We start from the raw sequence: 22,733 nt of genomic DNA, 5'->3' as shown, positions 1-22,733 counted from the left end.
CTCCTATTTAACCGAAACTGGCAGATAATGTGCCAACCGTCATTGCCCAGCCATCCACGAGTACAAACACCACCAGTTTAAAAGGGAGTGAAACAATCAAAGGCGATAGCATCATCATACCCATTGCCATGAGCACACTGGCGACAACCAAGTCGATAACCAAGAAGGGGATGAAGAGCATAAAGCCAATTTGAAAGGCGGTTTTTAGTTCACTGATGACAAACGCAGGCAAGACAACCGCAAAAGAAATATCTTCAACGTTTTGGTCGAGTGGTTCATTGGCAATACGCAGCATTTGCTCAAGAGAGCTTTGATGAGTTTGTGCCAGCATGAACTCTCTCACTGGTTTCTCTGCTACAGAGAACGCTTGTATTAGCGTGATTTCACCATTGTCATACGGTTGAAATGCGTTTTCATGAATATCGCTCCAAACAGGTCGCATGATCAGCAAGGTCAATGCCAAAGCAATCCCAACCAATACGCGGTTAGGAGGACTTTGTTGAAGACCAAGGGCTTGGCGCAAAATCGCGAGGACGACGATAATCCGAGTAAAGCTCGTTGCCATCAGAATGAATGCTGGAAGAAAACTGAGCGCCGTCATCAACAACAGAATTTGCAATTTAACGCTGTATTCTTGCTGTGTGTCGCCATCAGAAACGGACAGGATAGTTAAGCCGTTGTCTGCCGCCATGGTTGGGAAAGCAAACAAAAGTGACACCAGTACCAAAAGAGGTAACCAACGGTGCCAAGCGCTCAGATTTTTCATTGTGATGCCTACCTAAGATTATTGACCAACGCCACTCAATGCAGAGTCATGTACATCGATCAGACGAAGTCCGTACTTATCATTTACGACGACGACTTCAGCGTGACCCATTAGAGATCCGTTTACCTTTACGTCTAAAGGCTCACCATTGAGCTTTTCAAGTTCGATAACCGTGCCTTCTCCGGCTTTCATTAAGTCCCCAAGTGGGATTTCTTTGCTTGCAACTTCCAGCGTGACAGTGACGGGAATACTTTTGAAAAAGCTAAGATCACGTTCCGCAGTTGCTGGTTCTTGTTGGAGCGTACTTTCAGCTTCAAAGTCTTCTAATTGAAAGTCGTCAAAGTTCAATTCTTCTGCGTCGAATGCATTCGTTTCTGGCGCTTCGCTCATCGCTGCGGTTCCTTATCAGGGTTAAAGATCAAAACAAGTTGGCCGTCTTGCTCAGCAATACGACCTGTAAATAAAGATTGGTTACCAATGCTGACTGGAACCGTATTAAGAAGCTCAATTGGTAAAATATCGTTAGGTTGTAAGCCAACAACGTCGCTCAACGGCATCTTCTTTTTACTTAAAACAACATTCAGTCGAACAGGCGTTGCCTCTAAAGAGCGACAGAATGGTTGGTACAAATCCGTATCGGGCTGCAGTTCAAGCTGCTCGATCAGTGTTTGAATAAGGTGGCTATCTAGTTTGAGATGAATTGAGCCTTGGTGATCGTCAAACGAGATGTTTAACTGCACGTTAATCCCAATCCCTCGGGGTGCTTCGTACTCACCCATTTCCCACATCTCACCTGGTGCAAGCCAACCAATAATGATACGACTGATTCGCTCTTGTAGGCGGAGGTCACTTGCTGTCAGTGTTGTTGCTGAACGCTCAGTGCTGGCACCATAGAACCGATCCGCCAGTTTTATTAACGTGTGAGCATCTCCATGAACAAATACCATGCCGCCCTCTTGGTGTTGATAGGTTGACGTTTGGTCTTTATCCATTTTTATCGGTGTAAAGCGATGCAAGTCTACAGAGGTTAAGCTAGCTTCCACTTTACTCGTACTGAGCCAATTTTGTAATTCAATCGTAAGGCTGGAACAAGACTCTGAAATCAAGCCTTCAAGCTTTTCACGAATGATATGAATAGGTTTGCCTAATAATTCTACATCAAGTAGTTGAATATCAGAAATAGGCTCGCTAACTCTATTTTCCATTTATATTTTACCGTGCGTTAACAATCGAAACTGTTTTAACTTAATGGCGTGTAGTCTACACAGAAATTTTAATGATCTTTTAGTTTCAAACTCTAAGATTGTGACTTTAGTTCACATGTTGCTTTGAGCATATAGTCTTAATCTTTTAATAAAATTTAAAAAGGGTTAGTTTCCTTTATAAATTGCTTAATAAGAAAATATAAAAATATTAAGCGTTTTTAGTTGTTATTAACTTTTTAAAACCATCTTCATGGTGTAACGGCTAATTTAGATAATTAAAATATAAGACATTGTTTTTAAGGCTTAAATCTTGATTTTAAAGGTTTGGCTATGCTCTTGTGAGTATTTTGTAACCAGTTTCAATATTCAGAATAGGTAATTAACATGATTAGCTATGCCAGTTATCACGGCTTAGTGGCATATTTAATTAAATTGATAAGGTCATGGAATTGTAAGATATACATGAACCCTAACGGTTTAATAAATTGTAAAATATTTATTTTTGTCAGTTTGCTAGTGTCTAAGGTGACATATTCAGGTGAGGTTGTGACCATCCCCATGGACCTTTCAAAGTGGACATATAAAGGAAACAACTTTGAATGCAACTTATTGCACTCAAGCACGCCGTATGGGAAGTTTTATTTCCGTTCGGAACCTAACAATAAAACTTATTTTATTTCCGATATACATTATGAAAATAATAAATGGAAAACGATTGCTCTAATAAGTCAAAGTGCCCCTTGGTCTAGTGAGCTTTATAGAAAAGAGTTTGCCACCCTTGATTTTACTAAGCCATCCCAACGATTTGTCTTCAGCAAAGGTGCTGATGAACTCATGGATTCAATTGCTACTGGTAACTGGGTGACGTTGTCACTAAAGGGAAGTAATGCTTCCTCTTTGTCAGAGATTGTGATTCCGACTATTCAAATTCAAAACGCGCTCAAGTCATTTAATGCCTGTCGAGCGCGTTTGCCTAAGCTTTCGTTTTCAGAGGCACGAAATCTTGTTCTGTCTTTTGACTTTGGTCAGAAGGCGCTAAGTCGTAAGCAGCAAGAAACGCTCGCAGCGTTAAATAGCTATGTATCTGTTGATGATCGCGTGACCAAGATTTTAATTGATGGCCACACCGATAACGTTGGTTCTAGTTTGGCGAACCTTTCAGTATCACGTACTAGAGCAGAGCAAGTTGCCGAGGCCTTAGTTGAACTTGGTATTGATAAATCGATGATCGAAACAAGAGCGCATGGTTCTCGTTACCCAATTGCCAGCAATAATTCGACGAAGGGCCAAGCGAAAAATCGACGTGTAATGTTGCGCCTAGTGAGAGATAACGAGCGAACGGCAGTGAAACACCACCCTGATGTACAACAACAAAATCAACAAACGAAAGTTAAGGTTCAATGATGACGAAAACGAAAATTTTGTTGGTTGAGCCGAATGAAGCTCTTGCTCAACCAGTATTGGATGTGTTGCAAAATGCAGGTTACACCGCAAAACACACTCGTACTGGCCGAGGCGCATTACTTGAAGAGCGAGCAGAAATCACTCTTGTGAGCTCTACTTTACCGGACATGTGTGTCCGCGAGTTTGTTGCTTGCCACCAAAAGCAACGTAACTCTGGTGTTGTTATCGCTATTGTCGATCAAGAGCAGGGAATCTTGGCGGCTGAGACGATGAAATCGGGAGCAACCGATTATCTATTACGCCCATTTGAAGCGAATCAGCTGCTTAATTTACTGAAGCGCGTTGAAGCGTTAGGTAAGCCAATGGCCAACATTGTTGCGGAATCTTGGCGAAGCAAGCAGGTACTGCAATTGGCGCATCGTGCCGCTTGCACTAGCGCCAGTGTGTTAATTACAGGCGAATCGGGAACGGGTAAAGAAGTGCTGGCTCGATATGTGCATGAGCACTCTCCACGTATTGATGGTCCATTTGTGGCGGTTAACTGCGCCGCCATTCCAGAGTCGATGCTAGAAGCGGTTCTATTTGGTCATGTAAAAGGTGCCTTCACAGGAGCGACTAACTCTCAAAGCGGTAAGTTTGAAGAAGCGAATGGCGGGACGATTTTGCTAGATGAAATCGGTGAAATGTCCCCTGCAGTTCAAGCCAAGTTATTACGCGTTCTTCAAGAGCGTGAAGTGGAACGCGTAGGCAGCCACAAGGCGGTGAAGCTTGATATTCGTGTTATTGCGGCAACCAATAAAGACTTACGTGAAGAAGTTCAAAAAGGCACATTCCGTGAAGACCTTTATTACCGATTGGATGTTTTGCCTCTGCACTGGCCGCCTTTGCGTGAAAGAAAAGAAGACATTTTACCGATCAGCCAATTCTTTATTGAAAAGTATCAAGATAGCAGTCGCTGTCATCTATCCCAAGATGCGATCAGTGCGCTGAGTCAGTATCACTGGCCAGGTAATATTCGCGAGTTGGAAAATGTCATTCAGCGTGCATTGGTCATGCGTCATGGTGACTACATTACTGCCCATGATCTGATGCTGCCTATTGAACTTGTTGCGCCAGTTCCATCCGCTGAGCCAGCTTCAAGCTTTGGTCATGTAGAAGCGAAGAAGCAGGCCGAATATCAATTTATTTTAGAAAAATTACGTCAGTTTGGTGGAAACCGAACGAAAACCGCAAACGCGCTTGGAGTCTCTACTCGAGCGCTACGCTACAAACTCGCAGCCATGCGAGAACATGGTATTGATTTACAGTCGGCACTAGGCTCGGCTGCCTAATAGGAGAAAAAATAGATGGCAAGTCAACCTACTCATGCGGTCTCGGCAGAGCAACTTATGTTGTCAAAAATGCAGGCGATGCAGGCACAAGTGCAGCCGCCAGAGTTTATCGTGAGTGCAAATCCTTTAGATCAACAATCACTAAACGCACCATTATCGTTCTCACAAGCGATGACAAATGTGTTGGATACAGTGAATCAACATCAATCAGTGGCTAGTCAAAAAATGACGGCCGTAGAAACAGGAAAAAGTGATGACCTAGTTGGTGCGATGGTCGCTAGCCAAAAAGCCAGCTTATCATTTAATGCTTTGATGCAAGTGCGCAACAAAGTCGTGACCTCATTTGAAGATATTATGAAGATGCCGGTGTAATTCATGTCAGAACTAACCCCCCAAGTCGCCGGAAATACAGCCATGACCTCCGGCTCAGCACAGACATTTTCTACTGCGAATAGCATGGACGATGTAACAACGAAGCTGAAGCAAATCTGGTCGAGTAGCCAGAGAAACCTAGTGTTATCTGCCGTACTCGCTGCGATTGTTGCGGCAATCATTGTGGTCGCTCTTTGGAGTTCCTCACAAAGCTTCCGTCCACTGTATAGCCAACAAGAACGTTTTGATATCGGAGAGATTGTCTCGGTATTAGAAAGTGAAGGTGTGAGCTACCGTATGCAAGAGCAAAATGGCCAAGTTCTTGTGCCAGAAGGCGAAGTTGCGAAAGTTCGCATGTTGCTTGCGTCAAAAGGTGTTAAAGCCAAACTGCCGACAGGTTTGGATTCGCTTAAAGAAGACAGCTCTCTCGGTACAAGCCAATTTATGGAAACGGCGCGTTACCGTCATGGTTTAGAAGGTGAGTTAGTACGCACTATCATGTCTCTGAATTCAGTGGCGAATGCGCGTGTTCACTTAGCTATTCCTCGTCAAACCTTATTTGTTCGTCAAAACAGCGAGAACCCTTCAGCATCAGTGATGCTTGAGCTGAAACCTGGCGAAGACCTCAAGTCTGAGCAAGTTGAAGCAATCATCAACTTAGTGGTTGGTAGCGTGACGGCGATGAAGCCTGAATTTGTATCTGTTATCGACCAATATGGCCGTTTACTCAGTGCAGATGTTGCTTCGGCGGAAGCAGGTAAAGTCAATGCAAAATACCTTGAATATCAAAAGAACGTTGAGAAGCAGATCATTCAACGCGCAGCAGACATGCTTACGCCAATTGTGGGTCCGAGTAACTTCCGTGTGCAAGTCGCTGCTGATATGGACTTTAGCCAAGTTGAAGAAACGCAAGAGATTTTGGATAACGCACCTGTCGTACGTAACGAGCACACCATTCACAACAACTCAGTTGACCAAATTGCGCTAGGCGTACCAGGTTCTCTAAGCAACCAACCGCCGGTAACTGGTGAAGAAGTAGAAACGAACGATAGCCAAAACACCAACGCACGCTCTGAAGTAAACCGTCAGTATGCAGTGGGGAGTAGTGTTCGTCGTACTCAATACCAACAAGGTCAAATTGAGAAAATGAGCGTGTCGGTACTGTTGAACTCGAAAGCCTCTCCGGATGGTGTTGCTTGGAGTGAAGCAGATAAAGAGCAGATTTCAAATATGATCATGGATGCTGTCGGTATTTCTGCGGCACGAGGTGACAGCTTAAGCTTGATGAGTTTCAACTTCACTCCAATTGAAATTGATGCGCCTCCTGCGCTGCCGTGGTGGCAAGACCCTACAGTACAGCAGCCAATACGTTACGTTATCGGTGGTTTGTTAGGCTTGGCGATGATCTTCTTCGTACTACGCCCATTGATCATGCACCTCACTGGCGTTGATAAGCCAGTACCAGAGTTAGACTTTGCAGAGCCGCAAGAAGAGCCTGATTACGACAACCTGCAAACGCGTGAAGAGCGTGAGCATGAAGAAGTGCTTGATCGTCGTCTATCAGAAAAAGGTATCTCAGCCTCTTCCGGTTTAGATGTAAACAGCGACATGCTGCCTCCAGCCGGTTCGCCACTAGAGATTCAACTGAAACACCTACAGCTTATTGCCAATGAAGAGCCAGAGCGCGTAGCCGAAATACTGAAACAATGGGTAAACATCAATGAACACAGTTCCATCAAAGCAGACGCTTAGTTATGTAGAACAAACCGCGCTCGTGCTATTAGGCATGGGCGAGGATGCCGCTGCGAAGGTTTTACAGCACTTTAGCCGTGATGAAACCCAGCGGGTGACTCGTGCAATGGCGAAGTTGAATGGCATTAAGAGCGATTCCGCTCGCGGCGTTATTCAAACTTTCTTTGAAGACTTTCGTGAGCACAGTGGCATTCGTGGAGCTTCTAAAGAATATTTGTCTAATACGCTACGTAAAGCATTGGGTAATGATTTGGCAAAAGGGCTGCTGAATACGCTGTATGGTGATGAAATTCGCAACAATATGCAGCGCTTACAGTGGGTAGAAGCAGAAACGCTTGCTCGTTTCATTGTGAATGAGCACCCGCAAATGCAAGCGATTTTTCTTGCCTATTTGCCAGCCGATAGCTCTTCAGCGGTGTTGAAGCACCTGCCACAAGATTACCATGACGAAATCTTGTTCCGAATTGCTCAGCTGCAAGACATCGATCATCAAGTTGCTATTGATTTGCATGAGCTCGTTGAGCGCTGCATTGAAAAAGTATCTGCAAGCCAAAGCACACCGCTATCTGGTGTCAAGCAAGCTGCTGACATCATTAACCGCTTTGAAGGTGATCGCGGGTCGTTGATGGAAATGCTGAAGTTGCATGATGAAGATGTCGTCAATGCCATTGAAGAGAATATGTTCGACTTTATGGTTCTTGGTCGTCAGCGTGAAGAAACCATGGACATGCTGGTGCAGCAGATCCCACTAGAATTGTGGGCAGTTGCACTCAAAGGTTCAGAAATTACGTTACAGCAAGCCATTAAACGTTCTATGCCTCAGCGTATGGTGAAAGCACTGGAAGACGATATGGAAGCGCGCGGGGCTGTTGCGCTAAGTCGTGTTCAAAAAGCGCGTCAAGACATCATGCAAATGGTGCGTGAGTTGGATGAATCTGGTGAAGTTCAGTTGCTTCTTTATGAAGAGCCAACGGTGGAGTAACGTCATGGTAGAGACAAAATCAAGTACGATGCGACTGCCGCCGAGTGGATACCGTTTGCACCGTTTTCCGCCTTTGGCGCAGCCTAAGGCTATAGAAGACGAATTCGGGCTAGATAACCAGGGTTGGCAAGAGCCGCAAGTTGATATTCAACAACAGCTTGAAGCCGGTTTTCAACAAGGTTTACAGCAAGGGCATGAGGAAGGCTTACGTCAAGGTATCGAGCAGGGTAAGCAACAAGGTCTGCTAGATGGGCAAAAAGAAGGCTTCCAAAAAGGCTTTGTGTCTGGTGAGCAGTCAGGAAAACAGAGTTTTCTAGAGGCGGCGAAACCCGTGAACGAGCTCTTTCATGCGCTGTCTCGCTGGCAAGACGAAAAAGAGCAACAGCAACGCCATATGATTTGTGAGCTGGTACAAAAAGTGGCTCAGCAAGTGATTCGTGCTGAGCTCACTTTAATGCCTCAACAGATCCTTGCTTTGGTGGATGAGACATTGTCTGCCATGCCAGGCAAAGCGGAAACCGTAACCGTGCATTTAAATCCGCAGGATTTAGAACGAATTACTCACATTAATGCTGATCTACCACAGTCTTGGAAACTGGTGGCTAATACGGAACTTCCGATTGGTGGCTGTCAACTAGTGACCGATGATGCAGAGGCGGATGCAAGTTGCGACTCTCGTTTAGAAGCCTGTATGGACAATGTAAAACAACACCTTTTGGATGAAGTTAGTATTCCGCAGGTAGAATCAGAGCATGAGTAATACCTTAAGCCATGAGCTATTGAGTGAGCGTTTGAGCGAAGCATTGGCTTCGCTCGATTCAATCCCTGTTGCTCGCGTGACAGGGCGCTTGATTAAAGTAAACGGCTTAATGTTACAAGCCGTTGGGTGCCGGTTTAAACTGGAGCAGCGCTGTCTCGTAGAAACCGCAGAAGGCGACATGATCGAAGCGCAAGTGGTGGGCTTTGAGCACACTATTGCTTACCTAATGCCTATTCGGCGCTTAGGTGGCTTATTTGCTGGTGCGAAAGTCATTCCTCTGGACGGTGACAGTACCGTGCAGTTAAGTGCTCAGTGGTTAGGGCGAGTGCTGAATGGTTTAGGTGAGCCGTTGGATGACGGGGCACCGCTTAAAGGGGGAGATCGTGTTTCACTTGAACCAAAACCGATTAACCCATTGAAGCGACGTCCTGTTGATACCCCACTCAACGTTGGGGTGCGCGCAATCAATGGGCTCTTGACCGTCGGAAAAGGGCAACGCATTGGCTTAATGGCGGGCAGTGGTGTCGGTAAAAGTGTTTTAATGGGGATGATCACCAAAAACACCGAAGCCGATGTGATTGTGGTCGGTCTTATTGGTGAGCGAGGCCGAGAGGTACGCGAGTTCATCGAACGAAACTTAACCCCAGAGGCGCGCAAGAAGGCGATTATCATCGCAGCTCCTGCTGATGAATCCCCGCTGATGAGGTTAAGAGCGACACTGCTTTGTCATCGCGTTTCCGAGTATTTTCGAGACCAAGGCAAAGATGTTCTGTTGTTGATGGACTCTCTCACTCGATACGCCATGGCACAGCGTGAAATCGCTCTGTCGTTGGGCGAGCCTCCGGCATCTCGCGGTTATCCGCCCTCTGTCTTCAGCGTGTTACCGCAACTCCTCGAGCGTGCGGGCAACAGTGAAAATCAGCACGGCAGCCTAACCGCAATTTATACCGTGTTGGCGGAAGGGGACGACCAGCAAGATCCTGTCGTGGATTCTGCGCGTGCTATCTTAGATGGGCACGTTGTATTATCGCGTCAACTTGCCGAGCAAGGGCACTATCCTGCCATTGATATTAATGCGTCTATCAGCCGTTGTATGAGTACCTGTACACAGGAGGCGCATAGCACGATCGCGAATAATTTCCGCCAGATGTACTCCAACTATCTTCAGGTGAAAGAACTGCTGCCGTTAGGAGGCTATCAACCGGGGCAAGATCCTGAATTAGATCAATCTGTTGCTATGTATCCAAACTTACGTGCGTATTTACAACAAGCCGCCAATGAGTCAGTGGATTACCCAACCAGTTTGACCGAGCTCGCGCAGCTTTTTCAAAGTGCTTAACCAAATGGGAGTGGCATCGTTGAGATGAAATCCAAGTTAAAAGCAGTGGGTAAGCTGCAACAAATGGAAGAAAAGCAACGTGATCGTGTGGGTCAACAACTTGATGCCATGCGTCAACGTCACTCCCATCTTTCAATGCAGTTGGAACAATTGTCAGCATTGAAAGGTCATGCGGGACAATCAACCAGAACTGTTCCAACACTGACAAGCGCAGCACTGATGAACTTTAATCGTGTCGATCAAATGCTGCAAAAAATGCTTCGCCACCATGAGCATGAACAAGCCGTCATGCAAGCGGAATGCGCGTCTGTACAAAAAACGCTGGAGCACAAACATGCTCGTGTTCAAGGGTTAGAAAAAGTGCTTGAACGATGGCGTACTAAGCAAAATTATGAAAAAGCGAAAAAAGAGCAAAAAATAATAGAAGACATCATCAACTCTCGTGTTAAGCGCAAGATATTATGATGTCTTATCGAAGCTATTTGGAGCGCGAATAATTTCTTCGGCGTCTTAGCCAACCAAACCAGCCCCCAAGCATGATCATCCCTGCGCCAAGTGCGCCACCACTACTGCCATTATCCTCAAAGCCAGATGTGTTGGTATCTTCTGGTTCAAAGCCGGAATCACCTTCACTATGATAATCTTCTGTGCTTGCTAAGAGGGCATTGTAACGCGTTTTCACTCCCGAACTGGTTTGGGCTGCAATCCATGTTGTGTAATTTAGAACCTCAGTAAACACACTCGGAATCGCAGCAGATTCACAAACAGAAGAACCATAGCTCACAACACCGATTTGTTGATACATTCCGTTGTTGTCTTGATAGGTGAGAGGGCCACCAGAGTCACCGCTGCAAATACCGGTATAACTGCGCTCAGGAAACCCATTGGCACATAAGCTTTCTTGAGCATTAAACCCCGTCACTAAAGAAGCACATTGCGCATCAGTGATTGGTTTTACTTCCGCCCATCGCAAATAATTTGGTCCATTTTCATCGTTGGTCGAGGTTTGCCCTAAACCGAATATCTGATAAACCGATTTGCTGCTGTAATCACCAAAATCTTGCGGCAACGTAATGGATTGAACGTTGTCGGTGATCGGATGGGTAAGTTCAAGTACGGCGATATCATTAATCCATAAATCACTAGGCTCGTAATTTGGATGAATAGTGATAGAGCGAACATCTTTGAATTCCTCAACAAACACATCGTTCATTGTCGGGTTTTTTACTAAGACTCGCAGATCATTGATTGTCCATCCATCAGAAAAAACACTCGGCTCTACACAATGAGCGGCGGTTAAAATGAAGCGGTCATTAACAATCGTGCCGCCACAGATGTTGGCAAATTGATTCGCGCCAGTTTTGTGTAGAATGAGTCGTGCGAAAAAGGGCAATTGATTTTGAGTGGCTTGCTGGCCGCCTATGATTGCCGTTGAGATGCCTTGCTCTGAATGAGCGTCTTCACTTTCAGCGACTGCACTCATGGGTACTGTGAGGCAGAGTACGCTTAACCATATTTGATACCGCTTCATAAACCATCCTTGGATGAAAAGTGCTCTTTCTAACTTTATACTAATTTTTCAATGAATGTGCTTAACAAAAGGTTTCTTTAATTGAATGATTGTTGCAACCACGAGCGCAGAAGGTGAAACGATTCCAGCTTTAGCTTGTGTGGTGGGCAAACAAAGTAAAACTGTTGGTTAGGATTAATGACGGGTTTACCCAGCTCGATTAACTGGCCATATTTGATGTCATCTTTCACAAACAAGCGATGAGTCACCAATAAGCCTAAACGACGGGTCGTCGCCTGCACGGCTTGTATCGACATATTAAAAGTGATTGGCTTTTTGCTTTTAGGTCGCAGGATGCCAGTCGCATTCTGCCACACGTTCCAGTCATTTTTTCTTCGTTCGTTAGTGACTTCAATGATGGGATACTGCTTTAACAGTTGAGCTATATTTGAGTCATTCGTCTTAGCTATCAATTCAGGGCTACACACCAAAACCAGTTCATCTTCACTGAGCTTTTCACAGTAATAATCTTGCCATTCCTCGGTGTTTCCATGCACGAGGGCAGCGTCGATACCTTCTTGCTCTAGATTAAACCTGCCAGACAGGTTTGATAAACGAACGTCTAATTGCGGAGCAAAGTCCTGCAAACTCGACATTCGCGGAATCCACCAATGCAGCGCCAAGGAATTCACCATATTAAGCGTAATACGTTGCAAGTTTTGGTCTTGGATTAGCGCTTCTGTGGCATCGACAATTTGTTCTAAAGCTGGCGCAACCTTTCGATAATATTTTTTACCGTCAGCATTAAGTTGAACTTGTCTGCCTACGCGATCAAACAGAGGTTTGTTGACCTGAGTCTCCAGTGATTTTATCGCCTGACTCACCGCCGAATGACTCACACTTAATATCTGCGCTGCTTCTGTCATGCTGCCAGATTCCGCCACAGCGACAAATGCATAGATGGATTTTAGAGGGACTAATTTACGCATATTTTAGAAACCGTAACATGATGAGAGATAAGTTAACCTGTAAGTTTTTCTTACATTAATGGTTAATATTACTCGCTATTTACAATAAGTGATATCTCATAAAATACTCCACATATTAAGGAGTATCGAATGAATGCAGTAAATAAATCTATTCTTTTCATGCTGATGTCTACGTTAAGCTTATCTGTTACTGGGTTGTTAGCAAAGCAGTTGACAGGTGAACTTTCCGTCACACTGTTTAGTTTCTTACGCTTTTTGGCTCCTGCACTTATTTTGCTTGTCTTACTTCGTTTCAAAAATCTTACCTTTCCTAAAGCTGGGACGTTAAAACCGATTTTGCTTCGCGCCTTCTGTATCGGCTTATCACAGTTGTGTTTCATCGCGTCACTACAAACGTTAACGCTGGTAGAAGGGGTGGTATTGTTTGCCACTGGCCCATTATTTATTCCTTTGGTTGAAAAGCTGTTTATGGGAGGCCACATTCGCGTTTCAACATTGGCGGCTTTAGCAATGGCGTTTACTGGAGTGGTTATGTTGGCGGGAGTTGGTGGGGAGTTTACTTGGCGCTCGGATTTATTACTCGGTCTAGCTGGTGGACTCTTCAATTCCGGCTCTCAGCTTACGCTATATAAAGTGAGTAAAACTGATATGTCGCCATTAGAAATCAACTTTTGGGCGTTTGGGTTTGCTGCCGTATTTCTGTTACCGCTAACGTTGTTTAACGACATCGATGTTTTCCTCAAAGCCAATGTGATGGAATCTACTGTTTCTTCTAATATGCTGTGGCTCGGTGTGATGTCCCTGATGATCATTAACACCCAAGTTTTCCGCTCCAAAGCGTATCAACTGGCAAGCAGCGGCTCTCAACTTGCACCACTTATTTTTACTAACCTACTGTTCACCGCGGTTTGGCAGAGTGCGTTTTTCGATGACCGAATGAGTCAAAGCCAAATTATCGGGATGAGTTTAATCGTGCTCGCAACCATACTGAACACATGTTGGGTTCGCTTTACGGCGCATCGTGGTGGTAGGTTACAAGCGAGAACTTCTTAGCCTGTCGGAAAATAGAGGATTAAGTAAGGCAAATCAGAGGTGAGGTTTGATTTTTTCTGACAATGAACTAGCGTCAAGAAAGGTTCAGGGAGAGAAATAATGCTTACGCTAAATTATTACGTTGAGATTTCAGCTACACCGCAACGGGTGTGGGAAGTGCTAACCGATGCTGAGTTATACAAACGCTGGGCACAGGCTTTCTCACCCCAGTCTCAATTTGATGGGATATGGGAAGAAGGGCAAGACATCACTTTTTTTGATCCCGATATGGGCGGAACGCGAGCGACTATCGATATCGTGCAACCGCAACAGCGTCTTGAATTTCATCACATTGCTATTTTTAATCCGGATAATAGGCAGCAATTGGATGGGGATTTAGCATCTAAGTGGATTGGATCACGAGAGATCTATCAGATCGACACCAATAGTGATCGTTTGTTACTCAATGTCACCATTCATACGCACAGCGACTTTGTTTCTATGTTTAATCACGGATGGGAAAAAGCGTTGCCCCTAATAAAAGCCATCAGTGAGGAGCAAGCTTAAGTCTGATACTCATCTTGGGCTGACGGTACGTCACGTGTAGGTATACAATAGCACGCAAGATAGCGCACCTAAGAGAGTGGATGATGGAATTTAAAGTTGATACCCATACACATACGTACGCCAGTGGTCATGCGTACAGCACCTTGATTGAAAATGCAAAATTGGCGAAAGAGAACGGCTTGGATATGTTCTGTACGACCGAGCACGCAGAATCAATGCCGGGCGCGCCGCATTACTGGTTTTTCTCCAACCAAAAAATCCTGCCTCGATTTTTGGACGGTATCGCGATCATTCGGGGTGTGGAATCCAACATTCTTAATACCGAAGGCGACATCGATATTCCGCTGAGTGTCGATCGTAACCTAGATTGGGTTATTGCAAGTTTCCATGAACCTGTTTTTCGTCCTGCAAACAAAGAAACTCATACGGAAGCGCTCATTAATGTGATTCAAAACGGTCGTATTGATGCGCTTGGCCATCTTGGGAATCCAAATTTCGACTTTGATTTTCAGGCCGTTTTAACGTGCGCGAAAGAGCATAATGTTGCGATTGAAATCAATAACACCACGCTAAAAGGGAATAGCCGAGTGGGTAGCGTAGACCGTTGCCACGAGATTGCACAAATCGGTAAAGATCTCGGTGTCTTCTTCACAACGGGAAGTGATGCGCATTTCTGTCATGATGTTGGTAATCTGGATTTGGTTGGAGAGCTAATGGATAGAGTGGGTATCGATAGCAAAAAAGTGATTACTCACACCGCTCAGCAGTTTTTGTCTTTCTTAGCTCTGAGAGGCCGTAAGCCAATTCCAGAGTATGACGACATTCGCAACGCATAAACTTGATTACATTTTAGGTATGCACCTGGCGTAAGATTGCTTTACACTGCGACCCGGAAATACTCAACTAAGCTAGTTTGTCGCCTTTTATGGCGTGGGTTACTTGGGTAAATAAAGCCGACAGAGAATTCGGCACTATAAATGGAGAAGTGAAAATGTTACGTCCTTTAGTCCTAGGGTGTGCGATTGCGTTTGGCTCAACATACGCAATGGCAGAAGCGGTTGATTTAAAACAAAACATGAAGCAGATGAAGATGGAATTCAAACAGGCGGCAGAAGCGTCGGATGTTGAAACCATGAAGTCTGCAATTGATAGCTTGCAAGCAATCGTCGAGCAATCTAAGCGCGGCAACTATCCACCAGAGAAATTCGATACCTACTTAGAAGGCTTTAATAAACTAACGGTAACGTTAGACAAGATTGAAGCAGACTTAGACGCTGGTAACCTGCAAGACGCGAAAGCACAATTACGTGAAATTGATAGCCTACGTGAAGAATACCACGACAAGCGTAACCCAAGTATTTGGAGTAAGCTGTTCGGCTAATCGCGATAAAAGCTGACAATAGAATATGAAAATAGCCTGCCGTTTTGGTGGGCTTTTTTGTGTCTGTCAATTGCGTTATTGAAGAAAAGCTGTGAGGTGGTAACCACTTATTGATCCTGTTTTTGAGCTAGCACTCAGAATTAGTTACGCTGAATGAAATTTGTTAAGTCACCGTTATGCGTAGATTAATTCCTTTTTATCGCTCCATGCTATTTGCTAGTACTCTAAGCTGGGTGCTAGTGACGCTGATGCCTGTTATCAATGCTCATGGTAACAGCATGGGCGTGTGGGCGACGCTATGCACGCTTAATGGTTTTGAATTGGTTCAAATTGAAGAAAGTGACAATGCCGTCAGCCATAAAGGCAAACCTTGTCCTTTTAGCCACTTTTCGACTTTTCATCATGATTCACTTCCAACTACACCAATACTTCCACAACTGAGCTTGGTCATTTCTGAAAGCTACACTTTTTTGGCTCTAAGTGTACGATTTGAAACGCCAGTTCCTCGTGCCCCACCAAAGTTAGCGTTGATAAACTTCTAGCGGCAAGCCATCTGGATCTTTGAAAAAGGTAAATGCTTTGCCTGTGAATTCATCGACGCGAATGGGCTCTACCTCAATTTCTCTCGCCTCTAAATATTCTTTAACATGCTCAACATCATCCACTTGAAAAGCAAGGTGGCGTAACCCCTGAGCTTCAGGAAAGCTCGGTCTCTCTGGTGCGTCCGGAAAGCTAAACAATTCAACTTGGCTGCCGTCAGATAAAGCGAGGTCAAGCTTGTAGGAGTCTCTGGCTTCACGATAATTTTCAGCAATGACTTTTAGCCCTAACAATTCGGTGTAAAAGCGTTTTGACCTTGGATAATCACTGCAAATGATCGCAACGTGATGAATGGCATTAAACATGGTTAACCTCTTCAAACATGGCTCGTATCCTCAAGCATGGTTAGTGTCCTCGGAGACTAAATGCTCCTTAACGAAGTCGATAAACACGCGCAGGCGAGCAGGCATATATTTGGTTTGTGCATACTGCATCGCAATAGCGCCGTGGTAGTTACTCTTGATCATCCAATCCGGCAATACCTCCACCACTTCTCCTTGCTCTAACGCGTCTTTGATCACGAAGTCATGGAAGATCCCAATTCCCAAGCCAGACTTAACCCCGTTCAAGCGCATTTGAGAGTGGTTGACGGCGTAGCGTCCACTTACTGCGATCGAATGAAAGGCTTCCTCTTTAAAGAACGACCAGATGTTGTCTTTGTCGTTCTCGGCAAGGTAAATACAATCGTGCTGTTCAAGCTCGGTTGGGTGCTCAGGCATACCGTGTTTGGTGAGGTAATCTGGAGAGGCACACAAAACAAGATTGGTCTTGCTGATCTCTTTGAGTACCAGATTCTCATCGGGTTTGTCGGTGAGCTTAAATGCTACGTCGATACCTTGGCGAAAAAGATCAATCTCACCATCAGCAGCACGTAGCTTGAGCTGAATGTTTGGGTAGCGATCTAGGAATGGCAACACAAATGGTTGAAGCACCGAGTTAAGAAACGCTTCGGGTGCAGCCACTGTGAGTGCACCCGTGGGCTCGGCATGATCTTCAGCCGATAATTCAACCGCTTGCTGCGCCGCATTCACCATGGCGATGCTTTGGTCGTAAACCTTTTGCCCGGCTTGAGTGATGATCAACTTGCGAGTCGTTCGCTCGAACAGTTTCACTGAGAGGGCTTGTTCTAACCGTGTGATCAACTTACTTAAAGCCGATGGCGTCACGCCAAGCTGTTTGGCTGCAGCGGTAAAACTGCCCTCGTTTACCACTAAGATAAACGAAGCAAGATCAGGAAGTAAGGCAATGAGTTTTGGATTAACCATAATTGTTCAGTTCTGCGCAGCGGAATAACGATATTGTCTGGTACGGTTTCACGAGGTTCAAGTGTCACCGTCTCGCTTTAACGATATTTTGCCAAAAATGCATTGAGTGCAGGCAAGCCAGATTCACCAGTATGGTATTGCTGCCAACAGTGATAAATGGCCGTTTCGTGGTCTGCAATCAACTCGATAGCTTCTCGTTCAGCGATTGAATACTGCTGTGAAGCTTTCACTTCTTCATGCCACTCTCGATACTTGACCTCATAAGGTTCTACCCATTTCAGAAGAGTCGCCACCAACTCTTGCCATGGCAAACCAATCCACTTGGTTGCATCCGCCAAGCCTTTATCCAGCATCTCTTGGTGTCGACTTTCGATATCCATGCCATTTGTCAGCAGTACAGGTTTGAGCTTTTCTGCGGTGAGCTTTTCCACTTCAATCAAGGTTTGCCACAGCGTTTGTTGTTCACTTTGGGCGTAATGGTTCAAGTAGTGGTTGAAAAAAGCGATGCCGTAGATTTCGCCATAGTAGGCAGACAGAACGTTATGAATCATGGTGAGAATCGTGATTTAAACAGGGAATACCGCATTGTAGGAGGGGAAAGCGCGAAGTGTAAATAGCTGAATATACTCAAGTGACTTCAAGATACATGGTTCAGAGCGTTGTCACTGATTCAAGTTCAAGGAAAACAACGAAGCGGAATAGCGAGCTCTTTCCAAGTTGTTTGACGAAGAAATTGCTTCAGTGGCACGCTCCCGAAGGGCGAGTTGCCTTGGTTCGCATGCTTCGTTAACAATTTTCGATTTAGAACCACTAGATTTTCAAATTGTTGCCTCGCCTTCAAACCAAGTCATCCTCGCTGAACCAAGCATCTCGAGGTTACTTGAGTATAAATAAAAAATCGCTGCTGACAGAATTCGAACAGAACTTGTGAGAATTTTATGAGAATTCGATGAAGTTGCTGATAGATTTGCTCGTCATTCTTAGAGGCAAGAACGCAAAACGTTCGAAACGTAATGCTTAACCTACTCAAGTGACGAACAAAGAAGTAAAGCCGTACAGATGGGCTTGGGTAGTTCAACCCTCATTAAAGGATGGAATCACAATGAAAAAACGTACCCAACTCGGACTCGTCATGACTTCAGTCGCTATGGCACTAGGCTCTGCATCAGTGAATGCGGCGGAATTGGAAATCACCGTGACAAACGCAACCAAAGGCATCTACTTTACGCCACTTATTGTTGCTGCACATGGCTCCGACCTTCAAATGTTCAGAACGGGTCAAGCAGCAACGCCAGAACTAGAAGCAATGGCAGAAGGCGGTGATATCTCTGGTCTTGCTAGTGTGATTGGTAACGCTGGTGGTGTGGTGGTTGAGAATCCTGCTGGTGGTATTTTGAATCCGGGTGTTGCAACCACCTTCACCTTGGACAGTGGTGAAGGTGGTTATCTTTCTCTGAGCGCAATGTTGCTGCCAACCAATGACGGTTTTGTCGGTCTAGATAGCTGGAAGATTCCAACGGAAGCGGGTACATACCGAGCAACGCTAAGAAGTTACGATGCCGGTACAGAAGCGAACGATGAACTTGCGTCTAGCATGCCAAACCCACCTTTCATTACCTTTGGTACTGGCGGCACAGGCGTTGAAGCAACGGTAACTAACGACAAAGTTCACGTGCATCCGGGTAACCTCGGTGATAGCGATCCAACCGGCGGCATCAGTGATCTAGACAGCAGCAGCCATCGTTGGTTAAACCCAGTTGCAACCATCACAATCGTTGTGAAGTAAGGGGGATGTATGAAAGTCAGAATCTTACTAGTAGCAGCTTCAGTCGGCTTGCTCGCTGGTTGTCCAAGCGATGATGATAATGACGTAGTGAAATCGTACCGCTACACCGTCAACGTGGCGAACTTGACTGCGAATCAACCTATGTCTCCGCTCGCTGTACTCACTCACAATGGTGACTACCAACTGTTTGAAATTGGCCAAGCCGCATCTGTTGAACTTGAGCATCTTGCCGAAGGCGGTAGTAACGCTGAGCTGATTGAGTTGATGAACAGCAATGACAGTGTTTACCAAGGTATTTCGGGCAATGGATTGGTGTTGCCGGGTGTATCGGACGAAGTCACCATCACGGTTGACCCTAGTCGTTACGGGTATTTATCTGTGGCGTCTATGTTTGTAAATACTAATGATGCTTTTGTTGGCGAAACGGGGCTATCGCTCAAATCGCTCGCAGTGGGTGAAAGCTACGAAATGAGCATGAACGTTTGGGATTCAGGTACAGAGCTAAATGATGAGCTTGCTGCAACTATTCCGGGCCCAGCAGGTGGCGGTGAGGGCTTCAATGCCGCTCGTAATGACAGCAATGACGTTGTTGCCTTCCATGCGGGGGTAGTTAGCCAAGATGATGGATTAGCAAACTCAGCACTCTCTGCGAACCATCGTTTCTTGAACCCAGGTGCGAAAGTCACTATCACTCGAGTCGAGTAACACAGGCTCCGATGACGTCTCCTTTCCAAAGCGCTTTTAGCCGAGCGCTGTATCCCTCATGGCCTCATCGGAACCTTTTTTGAAAGAATTTCTAATTTGTTCCGGTCATGTGCAAAGTGAGGATACTCGAAGGCAAGGAAAGGACCATGGAACAACAGGCAATCAATTTAGTCGCTAACATCTTGTTGGTGGAAGATGACGATGATTTGGCAGAACTGGTTCAGATGCATCTTAAGTTTCAAGGACACCAAGTGTCGCGAGCAACAAATGTCGCCGATGCTAAAGCGCAATATCAGCAACACCCCTTTGATTTATTGATCCTTGACCGAGGTTTGCCAGATGGTGATGGCCTAGACATCTGCCATTATTTGCGTCAGCAACAAGATTGGAGCCCAGTGCTTATGTTGACAGCAAGAGACGGTGAAATGGACAAGGTTGACGGTTTAGAAGCGGGCGTTGATGACTACATCACTAAGCCATTTAGCGTATTAGAGTTCCAAGCGCGAGTACGTAACGTGCTGCGCCGAGTCAGTCAAGCCGCAGAGGCAAAAGTAGCAAATGAAGTCCTCGACGAAGCGATGGATTTTGGTCCGCTAAGAATCATTCCGGAGTTGCACCAAGTGTCCTTAAACGATAAAGATGTCACTCTCACCGCGACGGAGTTTACTTTGCTGCAGTTTCTCGCGACTCGTCCGGGCAGAGTGTACAGTAAAGATGAATTGCTCGATCACGTATGGAACACCAGTCATTCTGGTTATCACCACACAGTGTGTAGCACCATTAACCGTTTACGCAGCAAATTGTCTTTGTCTGATTCAGATCATCACTTCATCCAAACCGTGTGGGGTGTTGGGTATAAGTTTCAACCAAGGCACTAATGCAAAAAAGCAAGTCAAAATATCAAGCCAAGACAGTAAGTCGGCAGTTGTTTTCACCGTCATTTTTCAATCATCACGGGTGTTTCAAAAACACCGCTGTTTAAGGAGGCGATAGGATGAGCTTCAAATCTCGCTTAGTGGTATTTACCAGCTTGTGGTTCTGCCTCGCGGCGGTGGTGATTGCACTGACTTACAATTGGCAAAAAGAAACCATTGAGTTACGGACTAAGCAAAGCCTGCACAAAGAGCTAGCCAGCCACATGCGCGATGATAATCCGCTGATGATTGGTACGGATTACAACCCTAAAGCGCTCAAGTCGATCTTTCATACCCTCATGCTGATCGGCCCTGATTTTGAAATCTATTTCCTCGATAGCCAAGGCAATATCACCACCCATGCTGCGCCAGATGGTGCAAAGCTTATGGACTCGGTGGATCTGAATCCCATTCAGCAATTCTTAACCAACGAACCGCTTCCCATATTAGGCGAAGATCCTCGTAATCGCGGTGAACACAAAGTGTTTTCTGTTGCGGCGATAGAGGAATTAGGCTCTACTGTCGGTTATCTCTATGTGGTGATTGGCAGTACCCGACATGACGCCATTGCCAATGCGCAAGTCGATACCCCTTACATCGCGCTGGCAGGATTGGTCTTAGTGTCCATTTTAGGCTTTGCTCTCGGGGCTTATGTGCTGGTCAAACGTAGCCTCTTGAACCCGATTGAGCGTGTGACCAAGCAACTTCAACAGCAAGCCGAACATGATTTTCACCTGCAACCTGACTTTACTGACCAAGTGCCGGAGCTCGTGCCGATTGCGCACTCTTATCAGATGATGGCGAAGCACATTCAGCAGCAGTTTTTACAGTTGGAGTATCAGTCTTCTCATCGCCGTCAAAGCTTATTGCAGCTCAGTCATGATTTAAAAACGCCGTTATCGAGCGTGCTTGGCTATCTGGAAACGTGGCGTTTGCAGCATCCGGGATCCGATCCGCTGATTGATATCGCGTTCCGAAATTGTGAGAAGCTCTCAACTCAATTGCACTCTTTATTAGACGCCGCGCGTAAAGAGGAACCAATGCCAAACTATGAGTACCGCCCCATAGATCTTGGCGCGTTGATGGCAGAATGTGCCGAGACGATGCAGAGCCAGTTTTCTCGTAAAGAAGTGGTGTTGAAAGTGGATATGGATAGCAAGATCCAAACTGTGGGTGACAAAGGACTCTTAGAGCGGTTGGTATTGAACCTGCTTGAAAATGCGTTGCGCCACAGCCCAATCGGCTCGGAAGTGCATTGCCAAGCGCATTTGAGTGAGGATAAGTCGCGAATCCTGTTCACTTTTGTCAATCGAATTGATAAAGATGCCGTCGGGGGCGCATTAGGAATTGGTACAAAGATAGTGCAGTCAATTTTAATGTTGCACCACAGCTACTTAGAGACGTGTGAGACGGACACTGAGTATCAACAAAAATTCGCACTTCTCGCTACTTGAGGAGAAGCGCGAATTTGGCTTATCGAATGACTACTTAATAACGCCACATACAACGCGCGCACCGCCGCCGCCTAATTTAGCAGGATGGTCGGAATGATTGTCACCACCAGCATGAATCATTAATGCTCGACCTTTTAAATCTGATAATTTTAGGCGAGGCGCGACAACGGGCTGATTGGCATTGCCATCCATGTCCACATAGAGTGGAGGCAGGTCGCCTAAATGATTGTCATCGGTCCAAGGGTAGCCATGTTTCCCTGTGTTGCTGGGGTCATAGTGACCACCTGCTGCACCGCCAAGGACGGTTTTGCCATTCTTCTCCGCGCTATCGCACGATGGATTGGTGTGAACATGGAAACCGTGCACCCCTGATGACAAACCTGATAACTGAGGCATAAATACCACGCCATAGTCACTTTGTGAAATCTCAATGGTGCCAGCGCTCTTCTTGCTGTTGAGATCGGTCATCGCTACAGTCTGCGCAAGTACGTTAGGAGCGGCTACGAGAGTGGCAGCAACTGAAATGCATAGCAATCCTTTTAACATGGGACTTCCTTCTTTTTGGTTGTACGCTCAAGCACATATTAGTGAAAACTTCTCTTCCTTATGTCTGTTGAGC

The 22,733-nt window shown here is 45.6% G+C and carries 26 protein-coding genes; 17 read left to right on the top strand and 9 right to left on the bottom strand.

The window, feature by feature from the left end; genetic code table 11:
* Positions 1-7 precede the first annotated feature (7 nt).
* From fliP to MSG33_RS06510, 3 genes are read right to left on the bottom strand one after another with little or no spacing between them, the layout of a single operon-like run.
* A complete protein-coding gene (gene fliP, locus MSG33_RS06520) occupies positions 8-766 on the bottom strand; it encodes a flagellar type III secretion system pore protein FliP (RefSeq protein ID WP_005398045.1) in 759 nt (252 codons plus the stop codon).
* An 18-nt stretch (positions 767-784) separates the two neighbouring features.
* Complete coding sequence (gene fliN, locus MSG33_RS06515; protein ID WP_005398044.1) at positions 785-1,156, bottom strand: flagellar motor switch protein FliN; 372 nt, start codon at positions 1,154-1,156, stop codon at positions 785-787.
* Positions 1,153-1,971 (bottom strand): flagellar motor switch protein FliM, encoded by an 819-nt coding sequence (locus tag MSG33_RS06510; protein WP_176319795.1) that lies wholly within the window; start codon positions 1,969-1,971, stop codon positions 1,153-1,155. The genes fliN and MSG33_RS06510 overlap by 4 nt, the downstream gene beginning before the upstream one ends.
* Positions 1,972-2,355: 384 nt before the next feature.
* Here MSG33_RS06510 and MSG33_RS06505 point away from each other — a divergent pair, with 384 nt between their 5' ends.
* Genes MSG33_RS06505 through fliJ form a run of 8 tightly spaced genes read left to right on the top strand, consistent with a single transcriptional unit; the run spans position 2,356 to position 10,376 of the window.
* Positions 2,356-3,375, top strand: a complete 1,020-nt coding sequence (locus MSG33_RS06505; protein ID WP_237311353.1) for an OmpA family protein — start codon at positions 2,356-2,358, stop codon at positions 3,373-3,375.
* Positions 3,375-4,706: a sigma-54 dependent transcriptional regulator gene (locus MSG33_RS06500; protein ID WP_006741978.1), complete on the top strand. Its 1,332-nt coding sequence runs from the start codon at positions 3,375-3,377 to the stop codon at positions 4,704-4,706. The genes MSG33_RS06505 and MSG33_RS06500 overlap by 1 nt, the downstream gene beginning before the upstream one ends.
* A gap of 15 nt (positions 4,707-4,721) precedes the next feature.
* A complete protein-coding gene (gene fliE / locus MSG33_RS06495) occupies positions 4,722-5,078 on the top strand; it encodes a flagellar hook-basal body complex protein FliE (RefSeq protein WP_005375045.1) in 357 nt (118 codons plus the stop codon).
* 3 nt (positions 5,079-5,081) lie between these two features.
* On the top strand, positions 5,082-6,830 hold the full coding sequence (fliF, locus tag MSG33_RS06490) for a flagellar basal-body MS-ring/collar protein FliF (RefSeq protein WP_031780427.1): 1,749 nt from the start codon (positions 5,082-5,084) through the stop codon (positions 6,828-6,830).
* The gene (locus MSG33_RS06485; protein ID WP_005394839.1) at positions 6,799-7,812 is read left to right on the top strand and encodes a flagellar motor switch protein FliG; all 1,014 of its coding nucleotides are present in this window, start codon (positions 6,799-6,801) and stop codon (positions 7,810-7,812) included. The genes fliF and MSG33_RS06485 overlap by 32 nt, the downstream gene beginning before the upstream one ends.
* A gap of 4 nt (positions 7,813-7,816) precedes the next feature.
* The gene (fliH, locus tag MSG33_RS06480) at positions 7,817-8,572 is read left to right on the top strand and encodes a flagellar assembly protein FliH (RefSeq protein ID WP_005394841.1); all 756 of its coding nucleotides are present in this window, start codon (positions 7,817-7,819) and stop codon (positions 8,570-8,572) included.
* Positions 8,565-9,911: a flagellar protein export ATPase FliI gene (gene fliI / locus MSG33_RS06475; protein WP_005394843.1), complete on the top strand. Its 1,347-nt coding sequence runs from the start codon at positions 8,565-8,567 to the stop codon at positions 9,909-9,911. The genes fliH and fliI overlap by 8 nt, the downstream gene beginning before the upstream one ends.
* Before the next feature lie 24 nt (positions 9,912-9,935).
* Positions 9,936-10,376, top strand: a complete 441-nt coding sequence (fliJ, locus tag MSG33_RS06470; protein ID WP_005394844.1) for a flagellar export protein FliJ — start codon at positions 9,936-9,938, stop codon at positions 10,374-10,376.
* Positions 10,377-10,389: 13 nt separating this feature from the next.
* Here the strand turns inward: fliJ and MSG33_RS06465 are convergent, their stop codons facing one another.
* Complete coding sequence (locus tag MSG33_RS06465) at positions 10,390-11,442, bottom strand: serine protease (protein ID WP_248380312.1); 1,053 nt, start codon at positions 11,440-11,442, stop codon at positions 10,390-10,392.
* A gap of 77 nt (positions 11,443-11,519) precedes the next feature.
* Entirely contained in the window at positions 11,520-12,410 is an 891-nt protein-coding gene (locus MSG33_RS06460; RefSeq protein ID WP_006741976.1) for a LysR substrate-binding domain-containing protein, read from the bottom strand.
* 129 nt (positions 12,411-12,539) lie between these two features.
* On the opposite strand from MSG33_RS06460, the gene MSG33_RS06455 reads away from it, so the two are divergent.
* The 5 genes from MSG33_RS06455 to MSG33_RS06435 all read left to right on the top strand — a co-directional run bounded on the left by MSG33_RS06455 (position 12,540) and on the right by MSG33_RS06435 (position 15,932).
* A complete protein-coding gene (locus MSG33_RS06455) occupies positions 12,540-13,463 on the top strand; it encodes a DMT family transporter (protein ID WP_005394849.1) in 924 nt (307 codons plus the stop codon).
* Positions 13,464-13,562: 99 nt separating this feature from the next.
* Positions 13,563-14,009, top strand: coding sequence for an SRPBCC domain-containing protein (locus MSG33_RS06450; RefSeq protein ID WP_005394850.1), 447 nt, complete (start codon positions 13,563-13,565; stop codon positions 14,007-14,009).
* Positions 14,010-14,092: 83 nt separating this feature from the next.
* Positions 14,093-14,845, top strand: a complete 753-nt coding sequence (locus MSG33_RS06445) for a phosphatase (RefSeq protein ID WP_248380557.1) — start codon at positions 14,093-14,095, stop codon at positions 14,843-14,845.
* 155 nt (positions 14,846-15,000) lie between these two features.
* Positions 15,001-15,390 carry a cytochrome b562 gene (locus MSG33_RS06440; RefSeq protein ID WP_005394852.1) on the top strand — a complete coding sequence of 130 codons (390 nt, stop codon included), beginning with the start codon at positions 15,001-15,003 and terminating at the stop codon, positions 15,388-15,390.
* A 176-nt stretch (positions 15,391-15,566) separates the two neighbouring features.
* Positions 15,567-15,932 (top strand): hypothetical protein, encoded by a 366-nt coding sequence (locus MSG33_RS06435; RefSeq protein WP_134646102.1) that lies wholly within the window; start codon positions 15,567-15,569, stop codon positions 15,930-15,932.
* On the opposite strand, the gene MSG33_RS06430 is transcribed toward MSG33_RS06435, so the two are convergent.
* The 3 genes from MSG33_RS06430 to MSG33_RS06420 all read right to left on the bottom strand — a co-directional run bounded on the left by MSG33_RS06430 (position 15,912) and on the right by MSG33_RS06420 (position 17,806).
* The gene (locus MSG33_RS06430; RefSeq protein ID WP_248380311.1) at positions 15,912-16,295 is read right to left on the bottom strand and encodes a VOC family protein; all 384 of its coding nucleotides are present in this window, start codon (positions 16,293-16,295) and stop codon (positions 15,912-15,914) included. The genes MSG33_RS06435 and MSG33_RS06430 overlap by 21 nt on opposite strands.
* A 30-nt stretch (positions 16,296-16,325) precedes the next feature.
* Positions 16,326-17,255, bottom strand: a complete 930-nt coding sequence (locus tag MSG33_RS06425; RefSeq protein ID WP_045416919.1) for a LysR family transcriptional regulator — start codon at positions 17,253-17,255, stop codon at positions 16,326-16,328.
* Between the two features lie 77 nt (positions 17,256-17,332).
* Positions 17,333-17,806: a hypothetical protein gene (locus tag MSG33_RS06420; protein ID WP_074190386.1), complete on the bottom strand. Its 474-nt coding sequence runs from the start codon at positions 17,804-17,806 to the stop codon at positions 17,333-17,335.
* Positions 17,807-18,357: 551 nt separating this feature from the next.
* Between MSG33_RS06420 and MSG33_RS06415 the strand changes: the two genes are divergently transcribed.
* The 4 genes from MSG33_RS06415 to MSG33_RS06400 all read left to right on the top strand — a co-directional run bounded on the left by MSG33_RS06415 (position 18,358) and on the right by MSG33_RS06400 (position 22,114).
* Positions 18,358-19,041: a spondin domain-containing protein gene (locus tag MSG33_RS06415; RefSeq protein ID WP_248380310.1), complete on the top strand. Its 684-nt coding sequence runs from the start codon at positions 18,358-18,360 to the stop codon at positions 19,039-19,041.
* Positions 19,042-19,050: 9 nt separating this feature from the next.
* On the top strand, positions 19,051-19,746 hold the full coding sequence (locus MSG33_RS06410) for a spondin domain-containing protein (protein ID WP_248380309.1): 696 nt from the start codon (positions 19,051-19,053) through the stop codon (positions 19,744-19,746).
* Between the two features lie 146 nt (positions 19,747-19,892).
* A complete protein-coding gene (locus MSG33_RS06405; protein ID WP_248380308.1) occupies positions 19,893-20,624 on the top strand; it encodes a response regulator transcription factor in 732 nt (243 codons plus the stop codon).
* Positions 20,625-20,740: 116 nt separating this feature from the next.
* A complete protein-coding gene (locus tag MSG33_RS06400; protein ID WP_114322785.1) occupies positions 20,741-22,114 on the top strand; it encodes a HAMP domain-containing sensor histidine kinase in 1,374 nt (457 codons plus the stop codon).
* A 30-nt stretch (positions 22,115-22,144) separates the two neighbouring features.
* Here the strand turns inward: MSG33_RS06400 and MSG33_RS06395 are convergent, their stop codons facing one another.
* Positions 22,145-22,660 (bottom strand): superoxide dismutase family protein, encoded by a 516-nt coding sequence (locus MSG33_RS06395; RefSeq protein WP_005394862.1) that lies wholly within the window; start codon positions 22,658-22,660, stop codon positions 22,145-22,147.
* Between the last annotated feature and the right edge of the window lie 73 nt (positions 22,661-22,733).

The sequence above is a fragment of the Vibrio sp. 1CM7H genome, from assembly GCF_023161645.1.
GTDB classification, from domain to species: Bacteria; Pseudomonadota; Gammaproteobacteria; order Enterobacterales; family Vibrionaceae; genus Vibrio; species Vibrio diabolicus.
The sequence above is the reverse complement of the archived record's forward strand: the minus strand, read 5'-3'. Positions and strand labels throughout refer to the sequence as shown.

Excerpts from the sequence above, each read along its gene's own strand:
- fliP (WP_005398045.1), bottom strand. The coding sequence starts at position 766 with ATGAAAAATCTGAGCGCTTGGCACCGTTGGTTACCTCTTTTGGTACTG.
- fliN (WP_005398044.1), bottom strand. The coding sequence starts at position 1,156 with ATGAGCGAAGCGCCAGAAACGAATGCATTCGACGCAGAAGAATTGAAC.
- MSG33_RS06510 (WP_176319795.1), bottom strand. The coding sequence starts at position 1,971 with ATGGAAAATAGAGTTAGCGAGCCTATTTCTGATATTCAACTACTTGAT.
- MSG33_RS06505 (WP_237311353.1), top strand. The coding sequence starts at position 2,356 with ATGATTAGCTATGCCAGTTATCACGGCTTAGTGGCATATTTAATTAAA.
- MSG33_RS06500 (WP_006741978.1), top strand. The coding sequence starts at position 3,375 with ATGACGAAAACGAAAATTTTGTTGGTTGAGCCGAATGAAGCTCTTGCT.
- fliE (WP_005375045.1), top strand. The coding sequence starts at position 4,722 with ATGGCAAGTCAACCTACTCATGCGGTCTCGGCAGAGCAACTTATGTTG.
- fliF (WP_031780427.1), top strand. The coding sequence starts at position 5,082 with ATGTCAGAACTAACCCCCCAAGTCGCCGGAAATACAGCCATGACCTCC.
- MSG33_RS06485 (WP_005394839.1), top strand. The coding sequence starts at position 6,799 with ATGAACACAGTTCCATCAAAGCAGACGCTTAGTTATGTAGAACAAACC.
- fliH (WP_005394841.1), top strand. The coding sequence starts at position 7,817 with ATGGTAGAGACAAAATCAAGTACGATGCGACTGCCGCCGAGTGGATAC.
- fliI (WP_005394843.1), top strand. The coding sequence starts at position 8,565 with ATGAGTAATACCTTAAGCCATGAGCTATTGAGTGAGCGTTTGAGCGAA.
- fliJ (WP_005394844.1), top strand. The coding sequence starts at position 9,936 with ATGAAATCCAAGTTAAAAGCAGTGGGTAAGCTGCAACAAATGGAAGAA.
- MSG33_RS06465 (WP_248380312.1), bottom strand. The coding sequence starts at position 11,442 with ATGAAGCGGTATCAAATATGGTTAAGCGTACTCTGCCTCACAGTACCC.
- MSG33_RS06460 (WP_006741976.1), bottom strand. The coding sequence starts at position 12,410 with ATGCGTAAATTAGTCCCTCTAAAATCCATCTATGCATTTGTCGCTGTG.
- MSG33_RS06455 (WP_005394849.1), top strand. The coding sequence starts at position 12,540 with ATGAATGCAGTAAATAAATCTATTCTTTTCATGCTGATGTCTACGTTA.
- MSG33_RS06450 (WP_005394850.1), top strand. The coding sequence starts at position 13,563 with ATGCTTACGCTAAATTATTACGTTGAGATTTCAGCTACACCGCAACGG.
- MSG33_RS06445 (WP_248380557.1), top strand. The coding sequence starts at position 14,093 with ATGGAATTTAAAGTTGATACCCATACACATACGTACGCCAGTGGTCAT.
- MSG33_RS06440 (WP_005394852.1), top strand. The coding sequence starts at position 15,001 with ATGTTACGTCCTTTAGTCCTAGGGTGTGCGATTGCGTTTGGCTCAACA.
- MSG33_RS06435 (WP_134646102.1), top strand. The coding sequence starts at position 15,567 with ATGCGTAGATTAATTCCTTTTTATCGCTCCATGCTATTTGCTAGTACT.
- MSG33_RS06430 (WP_248380311.1), bottom strand. The coding sequence starts at position 16,295 with ATGTTTAATGCCATTCATCACGTTGCGATCATTTGCAGTGATTATCCA.
- MSG33_RS06425 (WP_045416919.1), bottom strand. The coding sequence starts at position 17,255 with ATGGTTAATCCAAAACTCATTGCCTTACTTCCTGATCTTGCTTCGTTT.
- MSG33_RS06420 (WP_074190386.1), bottom strand. The coding sequence starts at position 17,806 with ATGATTCATAACGTTCTGTCTGCCTACTATGGCGAAATCTACGGCATC.
- MSG33_RS06415 (WP_248380310.1), top strand. The coding sequence starts at position 18,358 with ATGAAAAAACGTACCCAACTCGGACTCGTCATGACTTCAGTCGCTATG.
- MSG33_RS06410 (WP_248380309.1), top strand. The coding sequence starts at position 19,051 with ATGAAAGTCAGAATCTTACTAGTAGCAGCTTCAGTCGGCTTGCTCGCT.
- MSG33_RS06405 (WP_248380308.1), top strand. The coding sequence starts at position 19,893 with ATGGAACAACAGGCAATCAATTTAGTCGCTAACATCTTGTTGGTGGAA.
- MSG33_RS06400 (WP_114322785.1), top strand. The coding sequence starts at position 20,741 with ATGAGCTTCAAATCTCGCTTAGTGGTATTTACCAGCTTGTGGTTCTGC.
- MSG33_RS06395 (WP_005394862.1), bottom strand. The coding sequence starts at position 22,660 with ATGTTAAAAGGATTGCTATGCATTTCAGTTGCTGCCACTCTCGTAGCC.